26 protein-coding genes and 1 pseudogene are annotated in these 26222 nt (G+C 42.7%); 7 read left to right on the forward strand and 20 right to left on the reverse strand.

The features are described from left to right. The first annotated feature begins 111 nt into the window (after positions 1-111). Positions 112-744, forward strand: a complete 633-nt coding sequence (locus AC5FEC_RS01205; RefSeq protein ID WP_493661033.1) for an MBL fold metallo-hydrolase — start codon at positions 112-114, stop codon at positions 742-744. A gap of 237 nt (positions 745-981) precedes the next feature. Here AC5FEC_RS01205 and ftsX read toward each other — a convergent pair whose 3' ends face one another. From ftsX to AC5FEC_RS01240, 7 genes are all read right to left on the reverse strand, one after another. Further along, positions 982-1908, reverse strand: a complete 927-nt coding sequence (gene ftsX / locus AC5FEC_RS01210) for a permease-like cell division protein FtsX (protein WP_037617056.1) — start codon at positions 1906-1908, stop codon at positions 982-984. After that, entirely contained in the window at positions 1901-2593 is a 693-nt protein-coding gene (ftsE, locus tag AC5FEC_RS01215) for a cell division ATP-binding protein FtsE (RefSeq protein WP_037617054.1), read from the reverse strand. Before ftsE ends, ftsX begins: the two co-directional genes overlap by 8 nt. Before the next feature lie 74 nt (positions 2594-2667). Next, a protein-coding gene (gene prfB, locus AC5FEC_RS01220) for a peptide chain release factor 2 (RefSeq protein ID WP_156956299.1) occupies positions 2668-3763 on the reverse strand; the annotation gives its coding sequence in 2 pieces (ribosomal slippage) (positions 2668-3690 and positions 3692-3763; 1095 coding nt in all). 398 nt (positions 3764-4161) lie between these two features. Beyond that, positions 4162-4662: an NUDIX hydrolase gene (locus AC5FEC_RS01225; protein ID WP_217472729.1), complete on the reverse strand. Its 501-nt coding sequence runs from the start codon at positions 4660-4662 to the stop codon at positions 4162-4164. A 78-nt stretch (positions 4663-4740) separates the two neighbouring features. After that, positions 4741-5013, reverse strand: coding sequence for a PspC domain-containing protein (locus AC5FEC_RS01230; RefSeq protein ID WP_037617049.1), 273 nt, complete (start codon positions 5011-5013; stop codon positions 4741-4743). 103 nt (positions 5014-5116) lie between these two features. Then, a complete protein-coding gene (locus tag AC5FEC_RS01235; RefSeq protein WP_493661034.1) occupies positions 5117-5566 on the reverse strand; it encodes a SprT family protein in 450 nt (149 codons plus the stop codon). Then, positions 5553-7685 (reverse strand): Tex family protein, encoded by a 2133-nt coding sequence (locus AC5FEC_RS01240; protein ID WP_493661035.1) that lies wholly within the window; start codon positions 7683-7685, stop codon positions 5553-5555. The genes AC5FEC_RS01235 and AC5FEC_RS01240 overlap by 14 nt, the downstream gene beginning before the upstream one ends. 171 nt (positions 7686-7856) lie before the next feature. On the opposite strand from AC5FEC_RS01240, the gene AC5FEC_RS01245 reads away from it, so the two are divergent. The 6 genes and pseudogenes from AC5FEC_RS01245 (at position 7857) to zwf (ending at position 13948) form a co-directional block, all read left to right on the forward strand. Next, complete coding sequence (locus AC5FEC_RS01245; protein WP_125388326.1) at positions 7857-7994, forward strand: SPJ_0845 family protein; 138 nt, start codon at positions 7857-7859, stop codon at positions 7992-7994. After that, the gene (locus AC5FEC_RS01250; protein ID WP_493661036.1) at positions 7991-8896 is read left to right on the forward strand and encodes a permease; all 906 of its coding nucleotides are present in this window, start codon (positions 7991-7993) and stop codon (positions 8894-8896) included. The genes AC5FEC_RS01245 and AC5FEC_RS01250 overlap by 4 nt, the downstream gene beginning before the upstream one ends. Further along, positions 8893-9708, forward strand: a complete 816-nt coding sequence (locus AC5FEC_RS01255; RefSeq protein ID WP_493661037.1) for a TIGR03943 family putative permease subunit — start codon at positions 8893-8895, stop codon at positions 9706-9708. Before AC5FEC_RS01250 ends, AC5FEC_RS01255 begins: the two co-directional genes overlap by 4 nt. A gap of 91 nt (positions 9709-9799) precedes the next feature. Beyond that, positions 9800-10783 (forward strand): annotated as a pseudogene (locus AC5FEC_RS01260) (IS30 family transposase). Positions 10784-11000: 217 nt separating this feature from the next. Beyond that, on the forward strand, positions 11001-12365 hold the full coding sequence (locus tag AC5FEC_RS01265) for an MFS transporter (RefSeq protein ID WP_493661038.1): 1365 nt from the start codon (positions 11001-11003) through the stop codon (positions 12363-12365). Between the two features lie 122 nt (positions 12366-12487). Then, positions 12488-13948: a glucose-6-phosphate dehydrogenase gene (gene zwf, locus AC5FEC_RS01270; protein WP_493661039.1), complete on the forward strand. Its 1461-nt coding sequence runs from the start codon at positions 12488-12490 to the stop codon at positions 13946-13948. A gap of 287 nt (positions 13949-14235) precedes the next feature. Here the strand turns inward: zwf and AC5FEC_RS01275 are convergent, their stop codons facing one another. The 13 genes from AC5FEC_RS01275 to AC5FEC_RS01335 all read right to left on the reverse strand — a co-directional run bounded on the left by AC5FEC_RS01275 (position 14236) and on the right by AC5FEC_RS01335 (position 26222). Beyond that, positions 14236-14790 (reverse strand): DUF3267 domain-containing protein, encoded by a 555-nt coding sequence (locus AC5FEC_RS01275; protein ID WP_037617041.1) that lies wholly within the window; start codon positions 14788-14790, stop codon positions 14236-14238. 29 nt (positions 14791-14819) lie between these two features. Beyond that, positions 14820-15560: a DUF3169 family protein gene (locus AC5FEC_RS01280; RefSeq protein WP_304948155.1), complete on the reverse strand. Its 741-nt coding sequence runs from the start codon at positions 15558-15560 to the stop codon at positions 14820-14822. 15 nt (positions 15561-15575) lie between these two features. Continuing rightward, positions 15576-15929, reverse strand: a complete 354-nt coding sequence (locus tag AC5FEC_RS01285) for a PspC domain-containing protein (protein WP_493661040.1) — start codon at positions 15927-15929, stop codon at positions 15576-15578. 124 nt (positions 15930-16053) lie between these two features. Further along, positions 16054-16260, reverse strand: a complete 207-nt coding sequence (locus AC5FEC_RS01290) for a helix-turn-helix transcriptional regulator (RefSeq protein ID WP_037617038.1) — start codon at positions 16258-16260, stop codon at positions 16054-16056. Positions 16261-16271: 11 nt separating this feature from the next. Continuing rightward, complete coding sequence (locus AC5FEC_RS01295) at positions 16272-16592, reverse strand: hypothetical protein (protein ID WP_493661041.1); 321 nt, start codon at positions 16590-16592, stop codon at positions 16272-16274. Between the two features lie 148 nt (positions 16593-16740). Then, a complete protein-coding gene (locus AC5FEC_RS01300; protein WP_493661042.1) occupies positions 16741-17880 on the reverse strand; it encodes an acetylornithine transaminase in 1140 nt (379 codons plus the stop codon). Positions 17881-17882: 2 nt separating this feature from the next. Then, positions 17883-18620: an acetylglutamate kinase gene (gene argB / locus AC5FEC_RS01305; protein WP_234550515.1), complete on the reverse strand. Its 738-nt coding sequence runs from the start codon at positions 18618-18620 to the stop codon at positions 17883-17885. 11 nt (positions 18621-18631) lie between these two features. Beyond that, positions 18632-19825, reverse strand: a complete 1194-nt coding sequence (gene argJ / locus AC5FEC_RS01310; RefSeq protein WP_493661043.1) for a bifunctional glutamate N-acetyltransferase/amino-acid acetyltransferase ArgJ — start codon at positions 19823-19825, stop codon at positions 18632-18634. Positions 19826-19842: 17 nt separating this feature from the next. Next, a complete protein-coding gene (gene argC, locus AC5FEC_RS01315) occupies positions 19843-20865 on the reverse strand; it encodes an N-acetyl-gamma-glutamyl-phosphate reductase (RefSeq protein ID WP_493661044.1) in 1023 nt (340 codons plus the stop codon). A gap of 169 nt (positions 20866-21034) precedes the next feature. Further along, complete coding sequence (gene alaS, locus AC5FEC_RS01320; protein WP_493661045.1) at positions 21035-23653, reverse strand: alanine--tRNA ligase; 2619 nt, start codon at positions 23651-23653, stop codon at positions 21035-21037. Positions 23654-23692: 39 nt separating this feature from the next. Continuing rightward, positions 23693-24274 (reverse strand): LURP-one-related/scramblase family protein, encoded by a 582-nt coding sequence (locus AC5FEC_RS01325; RefSeq protein WP_217472713.1) that lies wholly within the window; start codon positions 24272-24274, stop codon positions 23693-23695. Between the two features lie 140 nt (positions 24275-24414). Continuing rightward, positions 24415-25422 (reverse strand): peptidylprolyl isomerase PrsA, encoded by a 1008-nt coding sequence (gene prsA / locus AC5FEC_RS01330; protein ID WP_037617028.1) that lies wholly within the window; start codon positions 25420-25422, stop codon positions 24415-24417. Positions 25423-25538: 116 nt separating this feature from the next. Further along, positions 25539-26222, reverse strand: coding sequence for an O-methyltransferase (locus AC5FEC_RS01335; RefSeq protein ID WP_493661046.1), 684 nt, complete (start codon positions 26220-26222; stop codon positions 25539-25541).

Raw genomic sequence — 26222 nt, forward strand, 5'->3', positions numbered from 1 at the left:
ATGCTAGCCTGAAACATCTGAAAATAAGCTGAGCCTCAAAATAAATTTTGTGCAAAATTTCTGCTTTTTTGTTACACTCTTTATTGAGAAAACATAAGCAAAGGAAGCCCAATGAAAGTTCACAAAATTGTCAATCTCATCGCTTTTGAAAATACTTATATCCTTGAAAATGACCGTCATGTCATCGTGGTTGACCCAGGCAGCGACTGGCAGAAAATCCAACGCAAGCTAAAAGAAATCACTAAGCCCATCACAGCTATTTTTCTGACTCATACGCATTACGATCACATTATGAGTCTGGATAAAGTCCGAGATAACTTTGCCAATCCACCCGTCTATGTAGCTGAGAGCGAAGCAAGCTGGCTCTATACTCCTACAGACAATCTATCTGGGCTTGACCGTCATGCATATTTGGAAGACATCATTCTCAGACCAGCTGAACACTTTTTCACCTATCACCACGACTACCAACTAGACGACTTTCATTTCTATGCTGTTCAGACACCTGGTCATTCTATCGGAGGAGTTTCCATTATTTTCCCAGAAGATCAGGTCGTTCTGACTGGTGATGCTCTCTTCCGTGAAACCATCGGCCGTACAGATCTACCGACTGGCAATCTGGAGCAGCTACTCACTGGTATCAGGAAAGAATTATTTGTCTTACCTAAAGATTATCGTGTCTATCCTGGGCATGGCAATGATACAACGATTGGCCACGAAAAGACTTTTAATCCATTTTTCTAATAAATCAATAGTGAGGCTGGGACAAAAGTCCTAGCCTCTCAATTGTCTTTGGATTGTCGAGCAAGACGCAGTGGATGAGTGGGCTCTACTAGGCTGATTTCATCAGTCTTTACAGCCCTACTCAACTGTGCGGAGGTGGGACGACGAAATCGAATTCTAACGAATTACCGATTTCTGTCCCAGCCTCGTTTTTATTTCAGGTCATAAAAAAACAGCATTGTGAGCTGTTTTATATTGTTAAATCTTCAAGAAGCGTCTCATTGAGATGGCTGACCCGAGTGCACCAATTAAGACTCCCAATACTGATAAAGAAGCAATCATAGCCGGAACAAACCAATCTGGTTCAATCATAGATAAGTTTTGAGCAACCAAACTTTTATTCATGGACTGAAAGGCCATATTATAAACAAAATAGACTAGGGCTGCTGGAACGATTGAGCCTAACAAACCAATCCAGGCTCCTTCAAAAAGGAATGGGCCACGGATATAACCATTTTTGGCTCCTACCAAGCGCATAATCTGAATCTCACGGCTCCGTGAAATAATGGTAATTCGAATAGTATTTGAAATCAAGAAGACGGCAATAAAGATAAGCAGACCTGCTCCTATCAGACCCCAAATTCGAATGAAGTCAGATAGAGCAAAGAGTCTCTTTGTATTTGCTCCACCATCCTGAACCTCAGACACTCCTTCAATTTTTTTAGCTGCTGCAGAAACGGATTCTACATATTGGTGCTCTGTCGTATCAACAATGTAAGCATCGTAAAGTGGATTAGAGTCTCCTTCAAAGACCTTCCATTCACTTCCCATCGTCTCTGTCAGTTTCTCATACTGCTCTTCTTTGCTTGAAAAAGTGACCTTTGAGACATGATCCATAGCAGTCAGAGCATCATAAATCTTATGATAATCTTCATTTTGAACTGTCTGACCTTCTTTTACAATCGTTTCACTGTTATCTGCAATATCCTTGCGCATATACACAACGACCCGGACATTGTTTGAAATGTCAGATGCTAATTTTGCTGTATTTAAGATAACAGAAGCAAAGATAGCAACCAAACTGAGAGTAATCATAACTGAACTCACAGCTGCTACTGTCATCCAACCATTTCGCTTGAGACTTTTCAGCGATTCTAGCAGGTGACGAAAAAATCTTCTAATCATCGTATCCGTATTCTCCTTCCGCCTCATCACGCACCACACGACCATTTTCGATGGCAATTACGCGGTGACGCAGAGTATTTACAATCTGGCTATTGTGGGTTGCCATTAGAACTGTTGTTCCTTGCAGGTTGATGCGCTCCAACAAATTCATGATTTCCCATGAATTATCTGGATCCAGGTTACCTGTCGGCTCATCAGCAATCAGCACCTTAGGATTATTGACAATGGCCCGCGCAATAGCAATCCGTTGCTGCTCCCCACCTGAAAGCTCATTTGGAAAAGAACGAACCTTGTGCTTGAGACCTACCAGATCTAAGACTTCCATAACCCGCTTTTTAATATTGCGGCGGCGCTCACCAATAACTTCCATGGCATAAGCAATATTTTCATAAACCGTCTTCTTAGGAAGCAGTTTATAATCCTGGAATACAACCCCAACCTGACGGCGCAGCATTGGCACATCCCGTTTTTTTATCTTAGCTAAGTTAAAGCCCGCCACATTTAAACTGCCTTTGTTTAATTTCACTTCACGGTAGAGCAGTCTGATAAAAGTTGATTTACCTGCACCTGAGGGACCTACGATATAGGCAAACTCCCCCGGTTCAATTTTCACAGACACACCACGCAAAGCAGTGGTTCCGTTGTCATATTTTTTGACAACATCTCTCATTTCAATCATTGACATGTATTGTAAAGAGTCCTTTCATAAGATGCTGAAGCTATCTAAATCATTCCATACTTCTAGCTTCAGTTTATTTTTTAGTTGAGACGCCATTTTAAATAGGCATCAATAAATCCGTCTAAGTCTCCGTCCATGACCTTATCTACCTGGGCTACTTCATAGCTAGTTCGATGATCTTTGACCATGGTATAAGGGGTGAAGACATAAGAACGAATCTGACTTCCCCAAGAAATCTCTTTTTTATCTCCCTTGAGCGAGTCTACTTCAGCTGCTTTTTTCTCTTGTTCAAGCTGGTAGAGCTTGGCCTGAAGCATCTTCATAGCCCGGTCACGGTTTCCATACTGGGTCCGGTCAACGGTAGACTGTACGACAATTCCTGTCGGAATATGCGTCAGCCGCACGCCCGTCGATACCTTGTTGACATTCTGCCCGCCGGCTCCTCCCGAGCGGAAAGTATCCATCTTGATATCATCATCGCGGACTTCTACTTCAATGGTATCATCCAACTCTGGCATGACCTCTACTGAGGTAAAGGAAGTATGGCGGCGTTTAGCTGAGTCAAATGGCGAAATTCGAACCAAACGGTGGACTCCCATTTCTGACTTGAGCAGACCGTAAGCATGCGGTCCTTCAAACGAAAGAGTGACGGACTTAATACCAGCCTCATCACCAGCCTGATAGTCCAAGACTTCTACTTTGAAGCCCTTGGCATTGCCAAAGCGCGTGTACATGCGCAACAGCATATCGCCCCAATCCTGAGCTTCCGTTCCGCCAGATCCTGGGTGGATTTCAAGGATAGCATTGTTATTGTCATAGGGCTCTGACAGCAAGAGAGTCATCTCGTAACTAGTCATCATTTTATCCAAGTCAGCCAGCTTGTCTTCCAGCTCCTCCTGAACAGAATCGTCCTCAGCCAGAAAATCAAGTAAAATTTCCGATTCATCAAACAAATCGGTCATCTGATGGAAATTTTCATAGGTTTGCTTGAGTTCGTTTAGGTCCTGAGATGTTTTTTGGGCTGCGATATTGTCATCCCAAAAGTCAGGTTCTGTCATCTTATTTTCTAAGATAGCGATTTCTTCTTCCAGACCTTCTAAGTCAAAGAGACCCCCTGAAAGAAGCTAATTTTTCACGATTTGCGTCAATTTTTTGACGAATTTCTGAAATATCCATAGTTACCTCTTTTCATATATCGTTTTATTATATCACATTTTCAGATATTTGCCTAATCAGATAATAATCCACTTTTATTTTATCCGATTTTATGCAGAGAGGCAAGAATAGCGCTTGCTTGTTACGGAATTGTTAGAAATGTAACATATAAAAACAGATTTAACACATAGCTTCATCTTATATTTCATTATATAATGGAAAACTTAAAAAGAATATAAATAAAAGCTCTCAGTAGCACTAATCACAGAATCTTTTGAGAGTTTTGAAATGTTTAAGCTGTTATCTAGAAAAAATGAATAATTCTGAACAAACCTCGCAGAATGAGGCCCTTTAATAAGTAATGCCCCTAGCCATTTTAAAACAGAGTATTTATGGAAAAGCTTTAAATACTGAGCGAGCTAGCTATGCAACCTCTTTATCAGTCTCCTTAAAATCTGTTTTTGATGTTTGAAGCAAGGATGACTTTCGATAAAATCCGAAAGTTGACTGACTGGCAGCCAAATGTGCCCGTCTGTTTCGCCTTCCTGATAAGAAATAGATGTCTTGTCACATGAAACAAGAGCCAGATAGTAGTCAAAATGGCACTGATCTGCTACTTCTGTTCTTTTCTCAAATAATTCCATGCTGTCGGGTACCAATCCCGTTTCCTCCTCAAGCTCACGGTGGGCAGCTACCAAACTGCTTTCATGAGCTAGGACACTCCCTCCCGCGCCAAACTCATAGTAGCCGGGATATAAAGGCTTGCTGGCAGAACGGCGCATAACGAGAATATCTCCATCTTCATGGCGAACCAAGACATTGACACAAAGATGAAACTGACCTTTAGGAACAGGCTCTCCTCTGACTAAAAGATGAGGCAGCATGTTTCGATTGAAGTCATAAGCATTCCAAACTTCCATTGCAACTCCTTTTGGCAATATAGCCATTAAACCACAGAAAAGTCAGTCCACTAGATGAACTGACTTTTAAATCAACATTTACCAAAACCAACCATCATTGTCGTTGATAGGTTCAGCTTCTTTTATCTTGCGAGGGCCGGTCCCGTACATTTCTTCTTCCAGATCTTCCTTATAGGGCATAACCATGGCCAGCAAGACATAAATCAAAATACCCAAACCAAAATTCACAACTGTAAAGATGATAAACAGGAAACGCAGCAAGCCAAGATCAAAGTTAAATTTGTCGGCCAGTCCAGACAAAACTCCTGAAATTACTCGGTTTCTTCTCAATTTATAAAACTTAGTTTTCATGATGATTGACCTCAACTATCATTATTTATTCCATTTTATCATAGAAAGCTGTTAAAAAAATCAGCCCAGAGGCTGATTCTGTATCTATTCCTTTTTCATTCGCTCAGCCTCTGTTAGGCTCCTCTTTGAAGAATGCCAGTTGGCCTCTACAGCGACCGCAACGGTATTTTTTAATGTTTACCCTGCGTCTACGACGGATAAGTGCTCCGCAACTCAGGCATTCATAGATGAGAAAGGCTTGCGAGTTGGACAAGGATGGAGTGTAGCGCAGGCCATCCACCTGCTTGAGTAATTCTTTAAAATCTCTATCTCCATGGCGGTAACCCTTGCGCTGATAATAGAGATGATAGTGGACCAACTCATGGCGGACAATTTTTCGAAAGGTCTCTAGCCCAAAAGTTTCATAGATTTTCGGATTGAAATCCAGATGGCCATCTTTGGGAAAGAAGCGTCCGCCTGTAGTGCGGAGACGCTTGTTCCAAAAAGCTTGGTGGCGAAATTCCCAGCCGAAATCTTCCAGCGAAACCTGCCTGACGTAGTTAGTTAGATTCATTTGGTGCTATCAGAGAGAGGTTGACCTTCTCCCGCTCCACATCTAGCTTATCCACCCAGACAGTGACCAGATCACCGACTGATAAGACTTGACTAGGATGTTTAATGAAGTTTTTACTGATTTTAGAAATATGGATAAGGCCATCTTCGTGGATGCCGATATCCACAAAGGCTCCGAAATCGACGACATTGCGGACGACGCCTTCCAATTTTTGACCGATGCGCAGATCCTTGATATCTAAGACATCCTGCCGCAGAACTGGTGCGTCAAAGGAATCTCGCAAATCTCTGCCAGGCTTGAGCAAATCAGCAATAATATCTTTGAGGGTTTCTTCTCCCAAGCCTAGCTCTGCAGCCAAACTAGCAGTCTCCACTGCTTTTAATTTGGCTTGGGCTGCTTCATCCAAACTGCTAATTTCAAGACGCTTAAAGAGCTCCTCCACCGCCTTATAAGACTCTGGGTGAACGCCTGTATTGTCTAGCAAGTTATCACTTTCGGGAATACGCAGGAAGCCGGCTGCCTGTTCAAAAGCCTTTGCGCCCAGACGTGGCACTTTCTTGATGGCCTCGCGAGACCGAATCAAGCCTTCCGTTTCCCGGTACTTGACAATATTTTCTGAGATAGTTTTATTAAGACCAGCTACATGGGCCAGCAGGGCAGGACTGGCGGTGTTGATATTAACTCCAACTTGGTTAACCACGGTATCAACGACAAAGTCCAGACTCTCAGACAGCTTTTTCTGGCTGACATCATGCTGGTACTGACCAACCCCGATAGACTTAGGATCAATCTTAACCAGCTCAGCTAAAGGATCTTGCAGACGGCGGGCAATGGAAATAGCTGAGCGCTTTTCAACCGTCAAATCTGGAAACTCATGACGAGCCAGTTCACTAGCAGAGTAGACAGATGCTCCGCTCTCATTGACGATAACATAGCTGACATTTGGATGAGATTTCAAAACTTCTGCTACAAAGGCTTCGCTTTCTCGGCTGGCCGTTCCGTTTCCGATGGCGATGATTTCCACACTAAACTGCTCAATCAGCTCTGATAACTCTTTCTTAGAAGCTTCAATCTGAGCTGGCTTTGCTGGCGCTACTGGATAGATAACATGAGTCGTCAGCATCTTACCTGTCGCATCAACAACAGCTAGCTTGGCTCCTGTCCGAAAGGCTGGGTCAAAGCCCAGTACTACACGACCTTTGAGAGGAGCAATCAGGAGGAGATGGCGGAGGTTATCTGAGAAGAGCTGAATCGCTCCATCCTCAGCAGCCTCAGTCAGCTCGGTCCGAATACGGCGCTCCATGGCTGGAATGATTTTCTTTTTAACCGCTTGCTGAACTGCTTCAATAATATAGGCATTTTTCACCTTGAAGCGTACTTCAAAGAAGCGCAGAATTTTCTCAAGATTGTGCTCAAAACCAACCTTGAGAATACCTAGCTTCTCACCACGGTTAAGAGCCAAGGTACGGTAGCCTTGCATGGTCGCTACTTTTTCGGAAAAATCATAATAAATCTGGAAGACCCGCTTTTCATCCAAATCCCCGTCTTTGAGACTGGATACGATAGAAGAATTAGTCTGCATCTCATGGTAGGTCCAAGCCCGCAGCTTGGTGTCTTCGGAAATCGCCTCAGTCAGAATATCCACTGCTCCAGCTAGAGCAGCTTCTGCTGTTGGAAAGGCTTCGCTAGTAAGTTTCTCAGCCTCTTCCTTCAGATTAGCCGCATCCTGTAGGATTAAGCGGGCCAAAGGAAAGAGACCTGCTTCACGGGCAATAGTAGCCTTGGTACGGCGCTTCTCCTTGTAAGGCAGATAAAGCTCTTCCACATCTGCCAGCTTTTCAGCAGCTTCAATCTCAGAACGCAGCGCATCCGTAAGTTTTCCCTGCTCCTCAATCTTAGCTAAAACCGTTACTTTACGCTCTGCCAAAGCAGTCATGCTCTTATCTAGGTCAATGATTGCCTTAATCTCGACCTCATCCAGATTTCCCGTCATTTCCTTACGGTAACGAGCAATAAAAGGAATGGTATTTCCCTCAGCAGTTAGATCTAGGACCTGTGATACTTGGCTTTCTTTAAGGCCCAATTTCTGGGCAATTTTTTCAATATTTAAATTTTCCATAACGCTTCTATTATATCATAATATGAAGCTGAAAAATCTATAAAGACTAGTTTAATCCATCTTTTTCTTGCTAGGATAAGTCTACTATCTCTGATCAATCATGGCTGAAAATATCATTTTTTTTCGTTTGGTAGTATAATAGAATTATTATTTTAGAAATGAGGTGCTTTCATGGCTGTTAAATTTACTAAAACAGACGATTTAGACAAGATGTTCGAGGAGTTTGCCACTCTGCCCAAGCTTGAAAAAGTAGAATTTCCAGATGACAAAAAGAAAAAAGAAGCGCAAGAAAAGGCTAAAAAAGCATGAGCTTCTTTTCTAACCTTCCTTCCAGCGTTTTACAGGCTGGTGCCATCTTTCTCTCCATTATCATTGAGGCTCTACCTTTTGTCTTGATTGGGAGTATCATTTCAGGCTTTATCGAGGTGTATGTCACGCCGGACAAGGTTTATCGTTTCCTGCCCAAGAACAAATGGGCCCGGATTTTCTTTGGGAGCTTGATTGGTTTTGTCTTCCCCTCTTGCGAGTGCGGGATTGTTCCCATTATAAATCGTTTTCTGGAAAAGAAAGTTCCCAGCTACACGGCTGTGCCTTTTCTGGTCACGGCTCCAGTCATCAACCCCATCGTGCTCTTTGCGACCTACTCAGCCTTTGGTAATTCCTTTCGAATGGCTCTACTTCGTGCTTTAGGTTCCATGGTCGTGGCTATTCTTTTAGGGATTTTTCTGGGCTTCTTTGCAGATAGTAATATCCAAAAAGAGAATCGCAAGGCTGTTCATGAGCATGACTTTTCACATCTCAGTAAGGGACAAAAGCTTTTTCAAGTCTTCGTTCAAGCTATTGATGAATTTTTCGATACAGGTCGTTATCTGGTCTTTGGCTGTCTCTTTGCTAGCCTAGTCCAAGTCTATGTGCCAACTAGAATCCTGACCTCCATCAGCTCGACACCAGCTGTCGCTATTCTCCTGCTCATGCTGCTGTCCTTCCTGCTCTCACTTTGCAGCGAAGCTGATGCTTTCATCGGGAGCTCCTTGATTGCTAGCTTCGGCTTAGCACCAGTCCTAGCTTTCTTGGTCATTGGACCTATGCTAGATGTCAAGAATCTGCTGATGATGAAAAACTACTTTAAGACACGCTTTATCTGGCAATTTATCAGTCTAGTTACCGTCATCGTCTTTCTTTACTCTTGGCTTGTGGGGGTGGTACTATGATTCGATTTCTAATCTTAGTCGGCTACTTTGAGATTACCATGTATCTGCAGCTGACGGGCAAGCTTAATCAATACATCAATCTCCACTATTCCTATTTGGCTTATCTATCTATGATTCTGTCTTTTGTCTTGGCAGTTGTGCAGCTTATCATCTGGATGAAAAAGATGGAGGTCCATAGTCATTTGACCTCTCGCTGGGCTAAGTTAGGCAGCGTGCTGCTCCTTGTCATTCCACTCTTTGTGGGAATTTTCTTTCCAACTGTAACCTTGGATTCGACAACCGTTTCGGCCAAAGGTTTCCATTTCCCGCTGGCTGAGGGAACTTCTGCAGCCGTCCAGCAGGATGAAGGCACAACCAGCCAATACTTGAAGCCGGATACCAGCACCTACTTTACTAAAGGGGCTTACGAAAAAGAAATGCGGGCTGCCGCCAAGAAATATGTCAAGCAAGATACCATTCAGGTCACAACTGAGAACTACATGGAAATCATGGAGGTCATCTATGATTATCCCGACGAGTTTGTGGGCAAGACGTTGGAATTCACCGGCTTTGTTTACAATGACCCCAGTGACCAGAAGAGTCAATTTCTCTTTCGCTTCGGCATCATCCACTGTATTGCTGACTCGGGTGTCTATGGTCTCTTGACGACCGGAAATACCCAGCATTTCAAGGATAATACCTGGATTCATGCCAAGGGGAAACTTGCCATGCACTACCATAAAAGTCTGGGACAAAGCCTGCCAACTCTAGAAGTTGAAAGCTTTGATAGGGTAGAAAAACCGGACAATCCTTACGTCTATCGAGTCTTTTAAAGCTTGAATATACAATATAAGTGCACAATAAAAACTCATAAGATTTTCTAGTAAAATAGAATTGAACCAACTAGTTACGAAAGGAAATCTTATGAGCTACCACCATTTTACCATAGATGAGCGGGAAAGTATTCTGATTTACCGTACAAAAGGACTGAATTTTTCTCAAATCGGAAAATTACTTCACCGTCATCCTTCCAGCATTAGTCGGGAATGGAAACGTCATACGGAAGAAAACAGCTACTCTCCTAACAAAGCACAAGCAGCTTATCAACTTGCAAAATCACATTGTGGACGAAAGAGAAAGCTGGATCTAGACTCGAATCTAAGCAAAATAGTCAAGCACCTTTTTCTCGATTGCCAATGGTCTCCTGAGGAAATAGAAGGTCGGTGATGCCTAGAGTATGGGAAATCTGTTATTAGTTATCAAACGATTTATAGAGCCATCTATCGCGGTCACTTTGACGACAAGCTGTCACATGGTGCTCGTGGTGTGATTCGCAAACTCCGTCATCGTGGGAAAACACGTCATACGAAAGGTCATGTTGAAAACAGAGGGAAATTTTCTATTTCTCATACCATTCATGAAAGACCCGAAGAAGCAAACAAGCGAACTAGGATCGGTGATTGGGAAGCAGACACGGTTGCAGGGAAAACTGGGAAAGCTTGTCTAGTTACTCTAACGGATCGCTATTCTCGTTTTCTTAAAATCAAAAAGGTAGCGGTCAAAAAAAGCAAACTGGTCATAGAGGTTATGGTACAAATGTTGGAGCCCTTGCCGAAAGAAACCGTCACTCCCGATAGAGGAAAAGAATTCACGAATCATCAAGACTTGACTGACAAATTAAAGGTAGAGGTCTATTTCCCAGACCCTCATGCGCCTTGGCAACGGGGAACCAATGAGAATACGAATGGATTACTACGAGAATATTTTCCCAAAGGGAGTGATTTGACATTTATTGATGAGCACACCATTCAGCTGTGGGAGGATAAACTAAATAATAGACCACGAAAGTGTCTCAACTGGAAAACTCCTTATGAAGTATTTTATGGCAAAATTGTGCACTTAATTTGACAATTCAAGAGTCAAACACCTGTGAAAATCCATTTTCATGGGTGTTTCTTTTATATGCAATCCCTGCAATTCATTCTTCCCCCTCTACCAAGTTAGTCTGCCCGACTTTTATAAATTACAAGAGCCTTGATTAAAGTTGCTATTTGATTTTTTTCTCTCCTATCTTGGGAAAATCGTGCTACAATAATACTATCTCATTTGAAAAGGAGTTATTTTTATGAAGCAAGAAAAAGCAAGGAAACAAGATTTGCTTTCTATTCTGGCTGTGGCCTTAGTCGCCTTTGCTGGAATTCTTTCAGAGACTAGTATGAATGTGACCTTTCCCCACCTCAGCCAGGTCTTTGGCTTGGGCCTAGGAGTACTACAATGGATTACGACTGGCTACCTGCTGGCGGTCGCCATCACTATAACGCTGGGAGCGACTCTGGCCCACAACTGGACTGAGCGTCGCATCCTCTTTACCTCACTCGCCATCTTTAGCCTTGGAAATCTGATTGCCACGCTGGCACCAGATTTTACCTTCCTAATGATAGGACGAATCCTCCAAGGCGGAGCGACTGGAATTGCCATGCCGCTCATGTTTAATCTCATTGTAGAACGAATCCCTCGGAAAAATATTGGACTTTTCATGGGACTGAGCGGTCTAGTCATCAGCCTGGCACCAGCCATCGGCCCGACCTACGGAGGCTATATGATTGCCTCCTTTGACTGGCATATGATTTATACCTGTATCTTACCGGTTCCCATCATTTCTTTTTTACTAGCCTATTTTAACCTACAAAATTCAACTGGTAAAAGCAAGCGTCCTTTTGATATGCTTGGCTTTCTCTCTCTTGCAGTTGCCCTTTCCTTTTCTTTAATGACCATTTCCAGTTTGGAAGAGGGAGCCAGCGTTAATTGGCTTTATCTGGCCATTTTCCTTATTTCCTTTGTCTTTTTCATCTGGCGGAGTCTGACTGTCCAACATCCATTTCTGGACATCCGTATCTTGAAAGAACCAACGATTTTCTTTGGAATTCTACCTTTTTTGATCTTTCAATTTTCCAACCTATCCAGCAATTTTCTCATTCCCAACTTTCTCGTGCTGGTCAAGAATGTCTCAACCGCTCAAGCTGGATTTTCCCTCCTTCCAGGAACTATGATCGGAGCTTTCATGTCTCCTTTTCTGGGAAAATTATACGATAACAAAGGCCCTAAACTGTCTCTCTTTGGCGGTAATAGCCTAGTCTTTCTCGTCATGATTGTCTATAGCTTCTTTACAAACTGGCTCAATTTCCCACTAATCTTAGGTTTTTATATCCTCTTTACTCTGGGCCGCAACATGGCCTTCAACAATACTATGGCCCTTTCCGCCTCACAAGCTAGCAAAGGAAAAATAGCAGATGTAACTGCCCTCTTTCAACTAGCTCAGACCTTCGCAGGCGCCTTGGGAACAGCAATTGCAGCCGTCCTGCTCAATCAAGCACCCGACACCACAACTGGTGTCCACAATGTCTTCAGCCTGCTTTTAGTCCTCGTGGGTGGCAACTTTATTTTCTACTATTTCCTCTTTCGAGCTATTAAGAAGAAAAGCAAATCCTAAACTCGTATCCCGACTTTCCCTCGGGATATTTTCTTTCCACCAAATCCGAATTTTTCAAATACAATTTTTCTGAAAATTGTGATAAAATAGAAACAATCACATTTAGATAGGTAATAGGTATCATGTCTTCAAAAGTTATTGTTACAATTTTCGGTGCCAGTGGGGACTTGGCCCAAAGAAAACTATATCCTTCCCTGTTTAGACTTTATAAATCTGGCAATCTTTCTGAACATTTTGCCGTTATCGGAACTGCCCGCAGACCTTGGAGTAAGGAATATTTTGAGTCTGTCGTTGTCGACTCTATCTTAGACCTAGCTGACAGTCCTGAGCAAGCCCAAGAATTCGCCAGTCATTTTTATTATCAAAGCCACGATGTGCAGGATACCGAGCATTATATTGAGCTGTGCAAGCTGCAAAACAAGCTCAATGAGGAATATCAGGCAGAGAACAATAAACTCTTCTTCCTCTCTATGGCTCCTCAGTTTTTTGGAACCATTGCCAAGCACCTCAAATCTGAGCATATCGTTGATGGAAAAGGATTTGAGCGTCTGATTGTCGAAAAACCCTTTGGGACAGATCTGGCAACTGCCAGCAAGCTCAACGAAGACTTACTGGCCACTTTTGACGAAGAACAGATTTTCCGGATTGACCACTATCTGGGCAAGGAAATGATCCAAAACATCTTCGCGATTCGTTTTGCTAATCTCCTGTTTGAAAATATTTGGAACCGCAATTACATTGATAATGTGCAGATTACGTTTGCTGAAAAGCTCGGTGTTGAAGAACGCGGTGGCTATTATGATCAGTCCGGAGCCCTCCGTGATATGGTGCAGAATCATACCTTGCAACTCCTCTCTCTACTAGCCATGGATAAGCCAAAAAGCTTTACCAAAGAAAACATTCGAGCAGAAAAAGTCAAAGTTTTTGAGCGCCTTGTTCAGCCAAGTGAGGACGATTTGAAGCGTCTCTTCATTCGGGGGCAATACAAGTCTGGCAAAGTCAACGGCAAAAAATACATTTCCTACCGTAGCGAGCCCAATGTCAATCCTGAATCGACCACTGAAACTTTTGTTTCTGGTGCCTTCTTTATTGATACTGACCGTTTCCGTGACGTGCCTTTCTTCTTCCGAACTGGAAAACGCCTGACCGCAAAGGGTACTCATGTCAATATTGTTTTCAAGCAGATGAATTCCATTTTTGGTGAGCCGCTCAAACCAAATATTTTGACTATTTACATCCAGCCAACCGAAGGATTTTCACTCAGTGTCAACGGAAAAGAAGTCGGCGAGCTCTTTAATCTAGCCCCGATTTCATTTGATTACCGGACAGATGCCACAGCCTCAGGAGCCTCTCCAGACCCGTATGAAAAGCTGATTTTTGACGTCCTCAATAACGACTCGACCAATTTCAGCCACTGGGATGAAGTCAAAGCTAGCTGGGAATTGATTGATAAAATCGAACAGCTGTGGAGCCAAAACCAAGTGCCGCTGCATGAATACGCTGTTGGTTCTATGGGACCAGAAGCTGCCTTTGATCTATTAGCGCAATTCGGAGCCAGCTGGCAATGGCAGCCTGATAAATAAGAGCTACTTTCAAACATAGAACGATAAGCACACAACACTAGGAATTACTAGCCAGATGGCAAGTTCTTTGAAAAAAAAGTAAAACAGAACATAAAAAGATTATCAACCAAGTTGTACTGACCCCAAAAAGTTAGACAGAAAAATCTAACTTTTTGGGGTGCGGTTCAAGTTGATAATCTTTTTTATTTTGTACCAGATAAAATACACTTAAACTTTGTTTTTGACTTCGAAAGAACCAAGACTAAAACTCTTTATCAATAAGCCTAATAGCAAGTAACTTTGATGACCTAATTTCCTTCTTCTTTCTGGTAAAAATTCATGCCAACCTCAGTATCCTCGATGAGAATATCATCAGTCTGCCCCAACAGCAGCAAAGCGATGTAAAAGTCACCAACACAACCCGCTGCATGAAGACTAGCTAGAGGCATGTAGAGAGTTGAACTGAGCAAGCCCAGCATGGCCAATAAAGTCAGAAGTAGGCTAATCAAAACAAAGGGAGCCAAACCAATGACCAAGAAGTCCTTACGATGGTAGAAGGTACCTGGACTAGTCGCATAGGCCATCCCATTTTTAAAACCAAACTTGACCTTGGCTTTCCCTTTACCAAAAAACTTGAAGAAGAAACCGTGGATGTACTCATGGATGACGACAAGGATAAAGGTAAAAACTAACAAATAGACGATATCTAGACCCGAAAAATCATAATGATCGGCTCGGAAGATTAGCTGGGTCAATTTCGCAAAAAGCACAGAGAAGGGAAAAATCAGCAAGATCCCCGCTACATTTAGACCGATTACATATTTCTTTTCTTCCATAAAGTTGATTTTTTTGATTAATTTCATGATGAACTCCTTTTTGGCCGCCAAACAGCTTATTTGAAATATCTTTTAACTGCTTGATAAGACTCCGCATTGATATAGACAAAAATAATGGTTAAGACAATCATACCAGAAGCGACCTGCATTGGTGTCCCAGCTCCAAGAATAAAGAGTAAGACATAAAGGCCTGGAATGAGGCGCTGATTGAGATTGAAGAGGGTCAAAAAGCTTTGTTCATAATGAGCCTGCAACTCCCCTTCATCATAGGACAGCGCATAGTCCTTCATCTCCTCAATGGTTGGCATAGCAGATAATTTATATTGACGAACCTTCTGAGTGGTTTTCAATACAAGAATTTGACCTAAAAGCAATGCAAGAAACAGTGCAATATCATAAAATGGAATGTCAATCGTCATGTCTGACCCTAGTAGCGGACCTAGGTAGCTCACTCCTACAAAGAGGGTAAATAGAGTCAGAGCAGACGAGATATTATATAAAATCGTCGCATATTCTAGGGTTTTAAAAGTTTGACGATAGAGCTCATAGCTTCTGTCATCATCTTCTTCTCTCTGGTAAGCCCCGTGAACTTTATGCGTCTGATAGAGCAAGAAAAAGGTTACGGGATAGAGAATGAACAAACTCGCTCGGCCAATGTTCTTCAGCAATTCAACATTTAAAACAGTCGGCCAAGAAAAATGTTCAAAATGAGCCATTATAAAACCAACTACCCCTCCTAATATAACAGCAAGAATTAAGATGCCGATATTTCTCAATATTCTTTTCTTTGTTGACATTGTTTTCTCCTATTCTTAAATAAGCGCAGTCAGCCAAGCCATGACTTGACTAATAAAGTCAGAGGCAATCTCCAGTATTTCACGGCCAAATAAAGGTAAAAGAATCAGCACTGTCATCAGAAAAATAAAGTGATTTCTGACTTTTTGGCTCATTTTATTCCACAAATAATCCTTTTGGAACCATCCTGCCAGATAGGCATAGCCCAAGGCTACAAAAATCCCCAACTCAGTTGACGATAGCACAATAACTCCTAAAATGAGACGAATATACGCTACGTTTATCCCAAAATAATCCGCCAAACCTGCACAGACACCTGCAATTTTTGCTTGGTCTTGGTTGACTTTAAAGTTTTCCATAAATTCTTGCATTGTTTTCTCCTTGTTTTACTTTCCGTCACTTTATGACCTCTAGCTTACTAGTCAGCAAAGTAAACCCTAAGTCGCTAAGATGACTAGCATTAAATATCTTCAGTTCCCGATTTTTCCTAATGGCCTACTCTTCCTCCACTAGGCGAAAGACATTTTCGACATTTTCGTTGAAAATCTGAGCAATTTTGAGAGCAATAACCACGGAAGGTGTGTACTCATCCCGCTCGAGCAAACTAATCGTTTGCCGCGACACGCCGGCTTTCTTGGCCAGCTCAGTCTGATTCAGCCCGTCTCTAGCCCTCAGCTCTTTCAGTCGATTTTTCAGCTTCATAACAACACCTCTCAGCCCTCTCTCAGTTCAACAGATTTGATATCGTCAATTCGCATCAATTTCATTCTTGTTTGACCTTTTTTATTGGTCTTACTCAACTTAACCCAATCGTCATCGGCATCAACTACCTCCCAGGACTCTGTCCCTAAAACTTCACCGATTATGATCGGTTTTTTCCCAATCATTTCTTTAAAAAAACGTGACATTTCTCCACTCCTTTCTTTATTTCTCTCTAAACGTTTCAACTTCTTTTTCACATTGTTCAATTTACTGGATGATGTCAACCAAAAAACGAAACATACCGGAACTAGAAACCAAAACAGTATATCCATGAGTCCCTCCTTTTGTCTTTTCTTCTTAACTTAAATACATTGTAACAGATTCTTTTCTTTTTGACAAGTATATTTGTCAAAAAAATAAAGATTTTTGTCATAAAGTATAGAATCATTGACAAAAGAAAACCCAGCTTCAGCTGAGTTTCTAATCTACTTCTTCAAATACTTCCTTGAGAGTGCCTACGCCTCGCTGGATTTCTTCCTCACTGATGGTCAGAGGTGGCAGGAGGCGAATCACATTCGTTCCAGCTGTAAGAACAATCAAGCCTTTTTCCCGTGCTTTTTCAACTAGGACAGACAGGTTAGAGCTTGTTTCGATTCCAATCATCAAACCCAGACCTCTAATAGCTAGGATCCTTGGATTTCCTTGGAGGGCTGTTTGCAATTCTCCGACTAGCAATCTGCTTTTCTCCTGAACTTCTTCCATGAAGTCAGGTGTTTTTAGTTGGCGCAATGTTTCTAAAGCAGCTGCCATGGCTAATCGATTACCGCCAAAAGTTGAACCATGACTGCCGTAATTAAAGGCTGAAGCCAGCTCTTTCTTGCCTAGCATTGCCCCTACTGGCACTCCATTGGCCAGTCCCTTGGCCAAAGTCACAATATCTGGCACAATGCCATAGTGTTCAAAGGAATAAAGCTTACCCGTTCGACCCATCCCTGTCTGCACCTCATCCACTACTAGCAAAATCTTGTTTTGCCGACAAAAATCAGCTAAATCCTGAACAAATTGCTCATCAGCTGGCAGGACACCCGACTCTCCTTGAACCAATTCCAGCATCACAGCAGCAGTATCACTATTGACTAAGGCTTTAACACTAGCTAAATCATTATAAATGGCATAGCTGAAATGAGAAAGACCGTCACCAAATCCTATTTTAATTTTCTCTTGGCCAGTCGCAGCCATCGCCCCGAAAGTCCGACCGTGAAAGGACTGCTGAAAACTAATAATCCCCTGCTTGCCACTGGCCTTGCGGGCCAACTTAATGGCTGCTTCATTGGCCTCCGCCCCACTGTTGCAGAAAAATGCTAGGTAATCATAGCCAGCAACCAACTCCTCAGCCACCTTTTCTTGCAGTGAGCTGAGATAAAGATTGGGACTGTGCCAAATTTGCTCGGCCTGCCGAAGCAGAGCCGCTTGGACTTGTGGGTGAAAGCCCAAATTGGTCACACCAATCCCAGAAGAAAAATCCAAATAAGCACGCCCTTCACTATCCATCAGATAGTTGCCCTCGGCCTTGACAAATTCAATCGAGGCTCGATTATAATTTTGAAATAAAAAACTCATATTTATCCCTCTGCTATCAAGGTTCCTGCCGAAAGACTATTTCCAATCCAGACCTGACTGACACCAGATAGGACTGTCTGAACAGCACTTTCGATTTTTGGAATCATACCATCCTTGATAATTCCTTTCTGGATTTTTTGGGGTACTTGGCTGGTCAAAATCTGTGGCAGCACTTTTTTATCTTCCAAGACACCTTGCGTATCCGTCATTAAAATCAATTTCTCTGCCTGAAATTTTTTAGCTACAGCAGCAGCCAGATAATCCGCATTGATATTCAATACTTGACCGTCTGCATTTTCCCCAAGTGAAGCCAAAACCGGAATAATATGGTCAGCCAAAAGCTGCTCCAAATAACTGCTGTGAATATCCGTGACCTGACCAACATAGCCATAAATTGATTTGTCAATATAATCCGCCGACACGGTCTGGCCCAGATGAGACACTAACTGAATGCTGTCAATATCAGCTTGATTGAACTGTTGAGTCAGACCCTGCCCAACGATATCCAGAAGAGCTTTCTTGATGATAGGAATATCCGACTGGTTGGTCACACGCAGCCCCTTGATCTTACGACTCGGCAAATGACGTTCCAGCAAGAGCTGATTGATGACAACACCTCCTCCGTGAACAAGAATAATTTTTTTCCCATTATCGACCCAATTTTTCACCTGCTCGATAAAAGAAGTGGATAATTTCTGAGCGGCAACACCACCAATTTTAATCACGATAACATCTTTCATATTATTTCTCCTTAGGTTCTGTAGAGGGCATTTATTTTCACATAATCATAAGACAAGTCACAACCCCAAGCTTGTCCAGTAGCGTCTCCGTCATGGAGGTCAATGGTAAGAGTGACTTCATCCTGCCCCATCATTTCTTGCATTTCTTCTGCATCAAAAGCAACTGGACTAGAAGCCAGCATAACCGGCAGCTGACCGATAAAGATATCAATATTTGCCACTGACAACTCGGCTCCTGCATATCCAATCGCGGCTATAATTCGGCCCCAATTTGGATCTTCTCCAAAAATCGCTGTCTTGACTAGACTGGAACCGACCACACTTTTGGCAATCATTCGCGCACTCAGGCTGTCCTGAGCATGCAGAACATTCACCTCAATCAGCTTACTCGCTCCCTCTCCGTCTTTAGCAATCTTCTTCGCCAAATCTTCCATTACATAGTGCAGCATCTGGGCAAAGCGCTCAAACTCCTCTGTATCGGGCAAAATTTCTTCATTTTGAGTACAACCGTTGGCCAAGACTAAAACCATATCATTAGTTGACGTATCTCCATCCACTGTAATTTGATTGAAAGTCGTTTCAACATTCTGTCCAAGTGCTTTCTGCAATGTTTGGCTAGATATATTGGCATCACAAGTGATAAAAGCCAACATGGTAGCCATATTAGGATGAATCATTCCTGATCCTTTTGCTACTCCCGCCATGGTCACTAAATCCTTACCAAATCGTTCTGTCACAACACAGGTTTTCGTGCAGGTATCTGTCGTTAGAATCGCTCGAGCAAAATCATCGGCCTTACCACTGATGACAATTTGCGACAGACCATTTTTCAGCGCATCCATTGGAAGCAGCTCACCGATGACTCCTGTTGAAGCAAGACCGACCAAGTCAGGCTCAATCTTCAGTTTTTGTGCTGTCAGCCTTTGCATCTCATAGGCATCTTCCATTCCTTGGATTCCTGTACAGGAATTGGCTACACCTGAATTGACCACTACTGCCTGTAGTTTCCCACTTTTTTTCACAGATTCTCTCGTAACGATAAGCGGAGCCGCAATAACCTTGTTGGTCGTATAAACTCCTGCAGCGCTAGCTGGTACTTCTGAAACAATCCAGCCAAAGTCTAGCTTCTTTTTCTTAAAACCAGCATATAGGCCGTCGGCCGAAAAGCCTAGGGGACTGGCAATATTTCCATCAATTACTTTCATTCTGACTCCAATCATCACTATACAAATAGAGGTGGACTGAGAAGTCCTTCCGTCTCTTGAAAACCAAACATAAGATTCATATTTTGGACAGCTTGTCCAGCCGCTCCCTTGACCAAGTTATCCAGAACTGCAACTACCGTTAAAATATTGGTCACCGGATTGTAATCAAAACCTATATCTGTGTAGTTAGTACCAATCACTTGATGCAAGGTTGGTAAGGCTGCCTGCACTCGGACAAAAGGCTTATCCTGATAACATCGTCGATAAATACTGGAAACATCTGCTACATTCAGGCCTTTTTTCAATTTTACATAGACCGTCGCTACAATCCCACGATTGACTGGGATCAGAGAAGTCGAAAACTGGATAGATGCAAGCTTCTCATCAAAACTCTGTAAAAACTGAACAATTTCAGGAATATGCTGGTGCTGATTTAGTTTATAAGTGACATAGTTATCATGAACCTGTACGAAATGACTGGCTTCTGTAGGATTTTTCCCTGCACCAGTCAGACCACTCTTAGCATCCACAATAATAGAATCAAGCTCAATAGCCTGCGCTTGCAACAGAGGCACCAAGACCAGTTCCGTTGCTGTAGCATAGCAGCCTGGATTGGCAATAAAGCGCTTCTCACTCACATCTGCAAATTCAGACAAGGCATAAATAAACTTTTTCTGAATACTTGCCTGAGCAGGTTCTTTTTTATACCATTTTTTATAAATATCCCCTGGTAGGCGATGATCTCCAGACAAGTCAATTACCGGAAAATCTGCTGCAATAAAATCTGCCACCATCTCTTTTGCCACCCCGCTCGGAGTTGCAAAAAATACCAGATCAGCTTGCTGCATAATACGCTGACTATCAAATACCTCAATTTTTAGGTCACACAGCCCTTTTAAATGTGGATAAAATTCTGACAAAAACTTGCCAATTTCCTTCGTCGCATGAATCGAAACGACCTTAGCTCTTGGATGATGCTGTAGGATACGAAGGAGTTCTAATCCTGAGTAACCTGTAATTCCAACAATCGAAATACGCATATTTTAAAACTCCTTTGTATAAATATGCGTATAATTCTACTATCAAAATCTAATTTTGTCAAGTAATAATTGTATTTTTATTCATAAAAACGTTTAAATTAAACATTTTCTTGTTTTTAGAAAAGCAAGAAAAAAGACCAGGACATCAATCCTGATCTTAAAAAATCTATTATAATTTCTCAGCAACTGCTCCAAGTAAATCTTGGATGGCTGACTGCTTGCTGCCGCCGGCCATAGCCATGTCTGGCTTACCACCGCCTCGACCATCTACAATCGGTGCCAATTCCTTAATCAGATTACCAGCGTGCACTTCCTTGGTCTTACTAGCTACGAGAACGTTAACCTTATCTCCAATGGCTGCGACCAGAACGAGAACATCTGAATAGTCCTTCTGCTTCCAAGTGTCAGCAAAGGTGCGCAGGGCGCCTGCATCGGAAACAGAAACCTGACTTGCGATAAAGTGATGTCCATTTGCGTCTTGAACATTCTTGAAGACTTCCCCAGAGGCCGCTGCTGCTGCTTTTTCCTTGAGCTCAGCATTCTCTTTTTGGAGTTGGCGAAGCTGTTCTTGCAGAGATTCTACCTTATTAGGCACTTCCTTGATTTGCGGAGCCTTGAGAGTCACTGCGATAGCCTTGAGCGCCTCTTCTTCCTCACGGTAAGCTTCAAAGGCTTCCTTGCTGGTAACTGCCAAGATACGACGAGTTCCAGATCCGATACCTTCTTCTTTGATAATCTTGAAAATCCCGATTTCAGAAGTGTTGCCCACGTGAGTTCCTCCGCAAAGCTCGACTGAGTAGTCACCGATGGTTACGACGCGAACTTCTTTACCATATTTTTCACCAAAGAGCGCCATGGCACCCATTTCCTTAGCCGTGTCAATATCCGTCTCTACTGTCTCAATGGCAAGGGCTTCCCAGATTTTCTCATTGACTTCTTGCTCGATAGCGCGCAGCTCTTCTGCTGCCACCGCTTGGAAATGCGTAAAGTCAAAGCGCAGGAATTCTACTTCATTCAGAGAGCCTGCCTGAGTTGCATGGTTACCAAGAACATTATGCAGTGCAGCATGCAGGAGGTGAGTCGCCGTGTGGTTTTTCATCACACGGTGGCGACGGCTGTGGTCAATTTCTAGTTTATAGCTTTGACCGAGAGCCAGAGGAGCCAAAACTTCTACAGTATGCAGTGGCTGACCATTTGGTGCCTTTTGCACATCCGTCACTTGCGCTACTAGATTGCCTGCTGCATCAAAGATTTGACCGTGGTCAGCTACCTGACCACCCATTTCTGCGTAGAATGGTGTTTCTGCAAAGATGAGGGCAGCTGTGCCTGTCTCAACAGACTTCACTGCTGCATCGTCCGCCACGATAGCAAGAAGTTCAGCTGTCAGCTCTTCTTCTTCGTAGTTAAAGACACTCTCTACTGTGATGGCCTGCAGGGTTTCATTTTGCATGCCCATTGAGCCGCCCTTGACGACAGAAGCACGCGCCCGATCTTGCTGCTCTTTCATAGCCGCTTCAAAGCCAGCACGGTCTACAGTCATGCCTGCTTCTTCAGCGATTTCCTCAGTCAACTCCAGTGGGAAACCGTAAGTATCGTAGAGTTTGAAGGCATCTTGACCAGAGATGATTGTCTGACCTTTTTCTTTCAGGTCTGCTACGATGCCTTGGGCAAAGTGTTGACCAGAGTGCAGAGTACGAGCAAAAGATTCTTCTTCACTCTTGATAATCTTTTCAATAAAGTCTTTCTTTTCAAGGACTTCTGGATAGTAGCTTTCCATAATCTTGCCCACAGTTGGAACGAGTTTGTAAAGGAAAGGCTCATTGATACCCAATTTTTGACCATGCATTGAAGCACGACGAAGAAGACGGCGAAGGACATAGCCACGGCCTTCATTTCCAGGAAGAGCGCCATCACCAATGGCAAAGGAGAGAGAGCGGATATGGTCTGCGATAACCTTGAAACTCATATTGTCGCCATCTTGGTCATAGACCTTGCCGGACAGCTTCTCTACTTCACGAATGATTGGCATGAAGAGGTCGGTCTCGAAGTTAGTCTTAGCCCCTTGGATAACAGCGACCAAACGCTCCAAACCTGCGCCCGTATCAATGTTCTTATGTGGCAATTCCTTGTACTCGCTACGCGGTACAGCAGGGTCAGCATTGAACTGTGACAAGACGATATTCCAGATTTCGATATAACGGTCATTTTCAATATCTTCTTCTAAGAGGCGCACTCCCATATTTTCTGGATCAAAAGCCTCACCCCGATCAAAGAAAATCTCTGTATCTGGCCCAGAAGGTCCCGCACCGATTTCCCAGAAGTTGTCCTCAATCGGAATCAAATGACTAGGCTCAACGCCCATAGCAATCCAGTGGTTGTAAGAGTCCTTGTCAGCTGGATAGTAGGTCATGTAGAGCTTGTCTTTAGGGAAGTCAAACCAATCAGGGCTAGTCAAAAGCTCGTAAGCCCACTCAATGGCTTCATCACGGAAGTAATCGCCGATAGAGAAGTTGCCCAGCATTTCAAACATGGTATGGTGGCGGGCAGTCTTTCCGACATTTTCAATATCGTTGGTCCGAATGGCTTTTTGAGCATTAGTAATCCGTGGATTCTCTGGAATAATGGTTCCATCGAAATATTTCTTGAGGGTTGCTACACCAGAGTTAATCCAAAGCAAAGTTGGGTCATTGACTGGCACCAAGCTGACAGACGGTTCTACTGCATGACCTTTAGTTGCCCAAAAATCCAGCCACATTTGACGAACCTGAGCACTTGACATTTGTTTCATTTGTTTTTTCTCCTTAAATTTTTTCTAAAAATAGTTACTTTATGACGACGAGCTTTCCAGCATCTCCACATAGTCAATAGCGACGCAGAGAGAGATGACCAAATCTGCATAAGTCTCATCATAGATATGAACCTGATAAGTAGAGGTCAGATGAAAGAGCTCCTTGGTAATCTCTGCAACGACTTGATTGCTGTCATCCAGCAGACGAAAGTTTAAATCCCAGATATTCCCTTCAACTCGTAGCCCCAAATTATCAAATTTATACTTATCACGCAAAATCGTGAATTTCTGACGGATATAAAAGCTATGTCCGTTGCTGAGCTTGATCTCAAACTGGGGCAGGAAAGTTAGAAAGGTTTTGGTAATCTGGCTGACAGTCTGCCCCTGTGCATCGTAGATGGTAAAAGTCTTAGGAATCTGGAAAAAAGATCCTTCCACTTGGTAATCTACATTGCCTCGATCGTCCTTGATATCAAAACGTTCGCCGCCTAAGCGAAATTTCTGTTTGACCAAATAGGTTTTCATCGTTTGACCTCCACAGTCAATATAAAAGACAAGTTCCTTGTCCGAAGGGCGAAAAACCGCGGTACCACCTTCATTCAATGAACTTGTCATTCTCATTTCATATTCTATTTTCCAAGATGAGTAGCATGATTTCCCGTCTCAGATGGCTCGCAGCACCGCCAATTCTCTGAACTAAGAACTTGAAAAATCAATTCTCACCAGTCTTATTATACTTGCTTATTCTCTTTTCGTCAACCTTATTCTGCAGCTGATGAAGAACTGCTTTCAGCTGCTGAGCTGGACTCAGAAGTTTCTGAGCTGCTGGCAGCACTTGAGGAAGCAGAGGCAGATGAATCTGAGGTTTCTGATTCAATATATTGTGCAAAAACATTTTGGAAAGCAGCATCTTTCACCTTAATATTTGCATCTTTCAACTCTTTGGCTACAACTGAGCGAATGAAGCTAGCATCATTTTGTTTTTGCGTTAAAATAACTTCTTTCAGCTGCTTTTTATAATCCTTCCAATTTGAAGATTTTTCAGATTTTTTGACCAACTTAACAATATAGAAGCTGGAGCTATAATTTTGAGAACTTCGAACAGTTATAACATCTGAAATTCCATTTTCTTCTAAGGCAAAAGTAGCTTTTTTCACAGCATCTGGAACATCTGTCGAGCCAGAATCAAACTTCACTTCTCCACCTTTTTCTTTGGTTGCTGCATCTGTTGAGTTATCTTTTGCGATTTGACCAAAATCAGCACCTTCCGCTTTAGCCTGTTCAAGGATTTCTTTAGCCTTATCTTCGCTGTCCAGCTTGATGATTTGAGCAGTCACTTCTGGCGTATAATTTGCAAAGGCAGCCTGATAGTTTTCATCTGTCAATTCTTTTTTAGCAGCTTCTTTTACAGCATACTCAACCAATTTATTGGTCCGAATTTGATCCTTGTAGGCATCTTCGGTCAATCCGTTTTGTGCAAGAACCTTTTGGAAAGCAGAGCCATAGGCTGATTTCATTTTATCAAAGGCTTCTGTCACCTCTTTATCGGTTACCTTTTTACCGTATTTATTTTCAAATACTTCCTTGATCGTCATTTGAAGCAAGACTTGCTGAGCAGCTCCATTGCTCTTAACTTGATCATAAAACTCATTAACCGTAATTGTGTTTCCCTTCATGGTAATAATGTCTTTACCATCTGCTTGCGAACACGCAGCTAACGCAACAACGGATAAAAGTGTCACAGCTCCTGCGAACAATTTTTTCTTCATAGAATGTTTTTCTCCTCGCTTTTATATAAATTCACTTTGTCTATTGTACCACAAATCTAACTTGATATCTTAAATTTTGCTAAAAACTTTTAAATAACAGGATAATTTCAGATATCTCATTTTTTTCTAATCATAAGCAACCCATCTCCCAGCGGAAGCAGGCTCGCAGTCAGGTCTGGATTGTCCAAAGTTACATCAAAAAGACTATGCAAGCCACGGTAAATAGCCCGCTGACCACGCTTAATTTCCTCAAAATGCTTGGCAACATCTCCTCCTTGAAAGACATCATCAATGAGGACCAGACCACCAGGATTGAGGTGCTTGAGAACTTGGGGCAGAAAGACCACATACTTAGACTTGGCAGAGTCCATAAAGACAAGGTCGTAGGAATCCTCCAGTGTCTCAAGCAGATCCATTGCATCGCCTTCCAGCAGAGTGATCTGCTGGCGGCTGTCATATTTAGCAAAATTAGCCTCGGCCAGCTCAATCATCTCTGGATTGCGATCAATAGTCGTAATCTGAGCCTGAGGAGCATACTCCGCCATCAAAAGAGCCGAAAAACCAATAGCCGTACCGATTTCTAAAATCTTCTCAGGCTGCAGACTTTCGAGCAGTAAGCGGAAATAAGCTACTGTCTCATGGGGAATCACAGGTACATTTTCAGCTCTGGCAAAATCTTCCAGCTCCTTAAGTCCACCAGTGACTGGCTGGAGACGCCGTCTCATAAAGTCTACAATTTCTTCTTTGACCACTGGCCGACGCATATTGGGATTAGAATTTTGATTATAAGTCTCGACCAT

It is taken from the genome of Streptococcus sp. STC1396, from assembly GCF_058933875.1.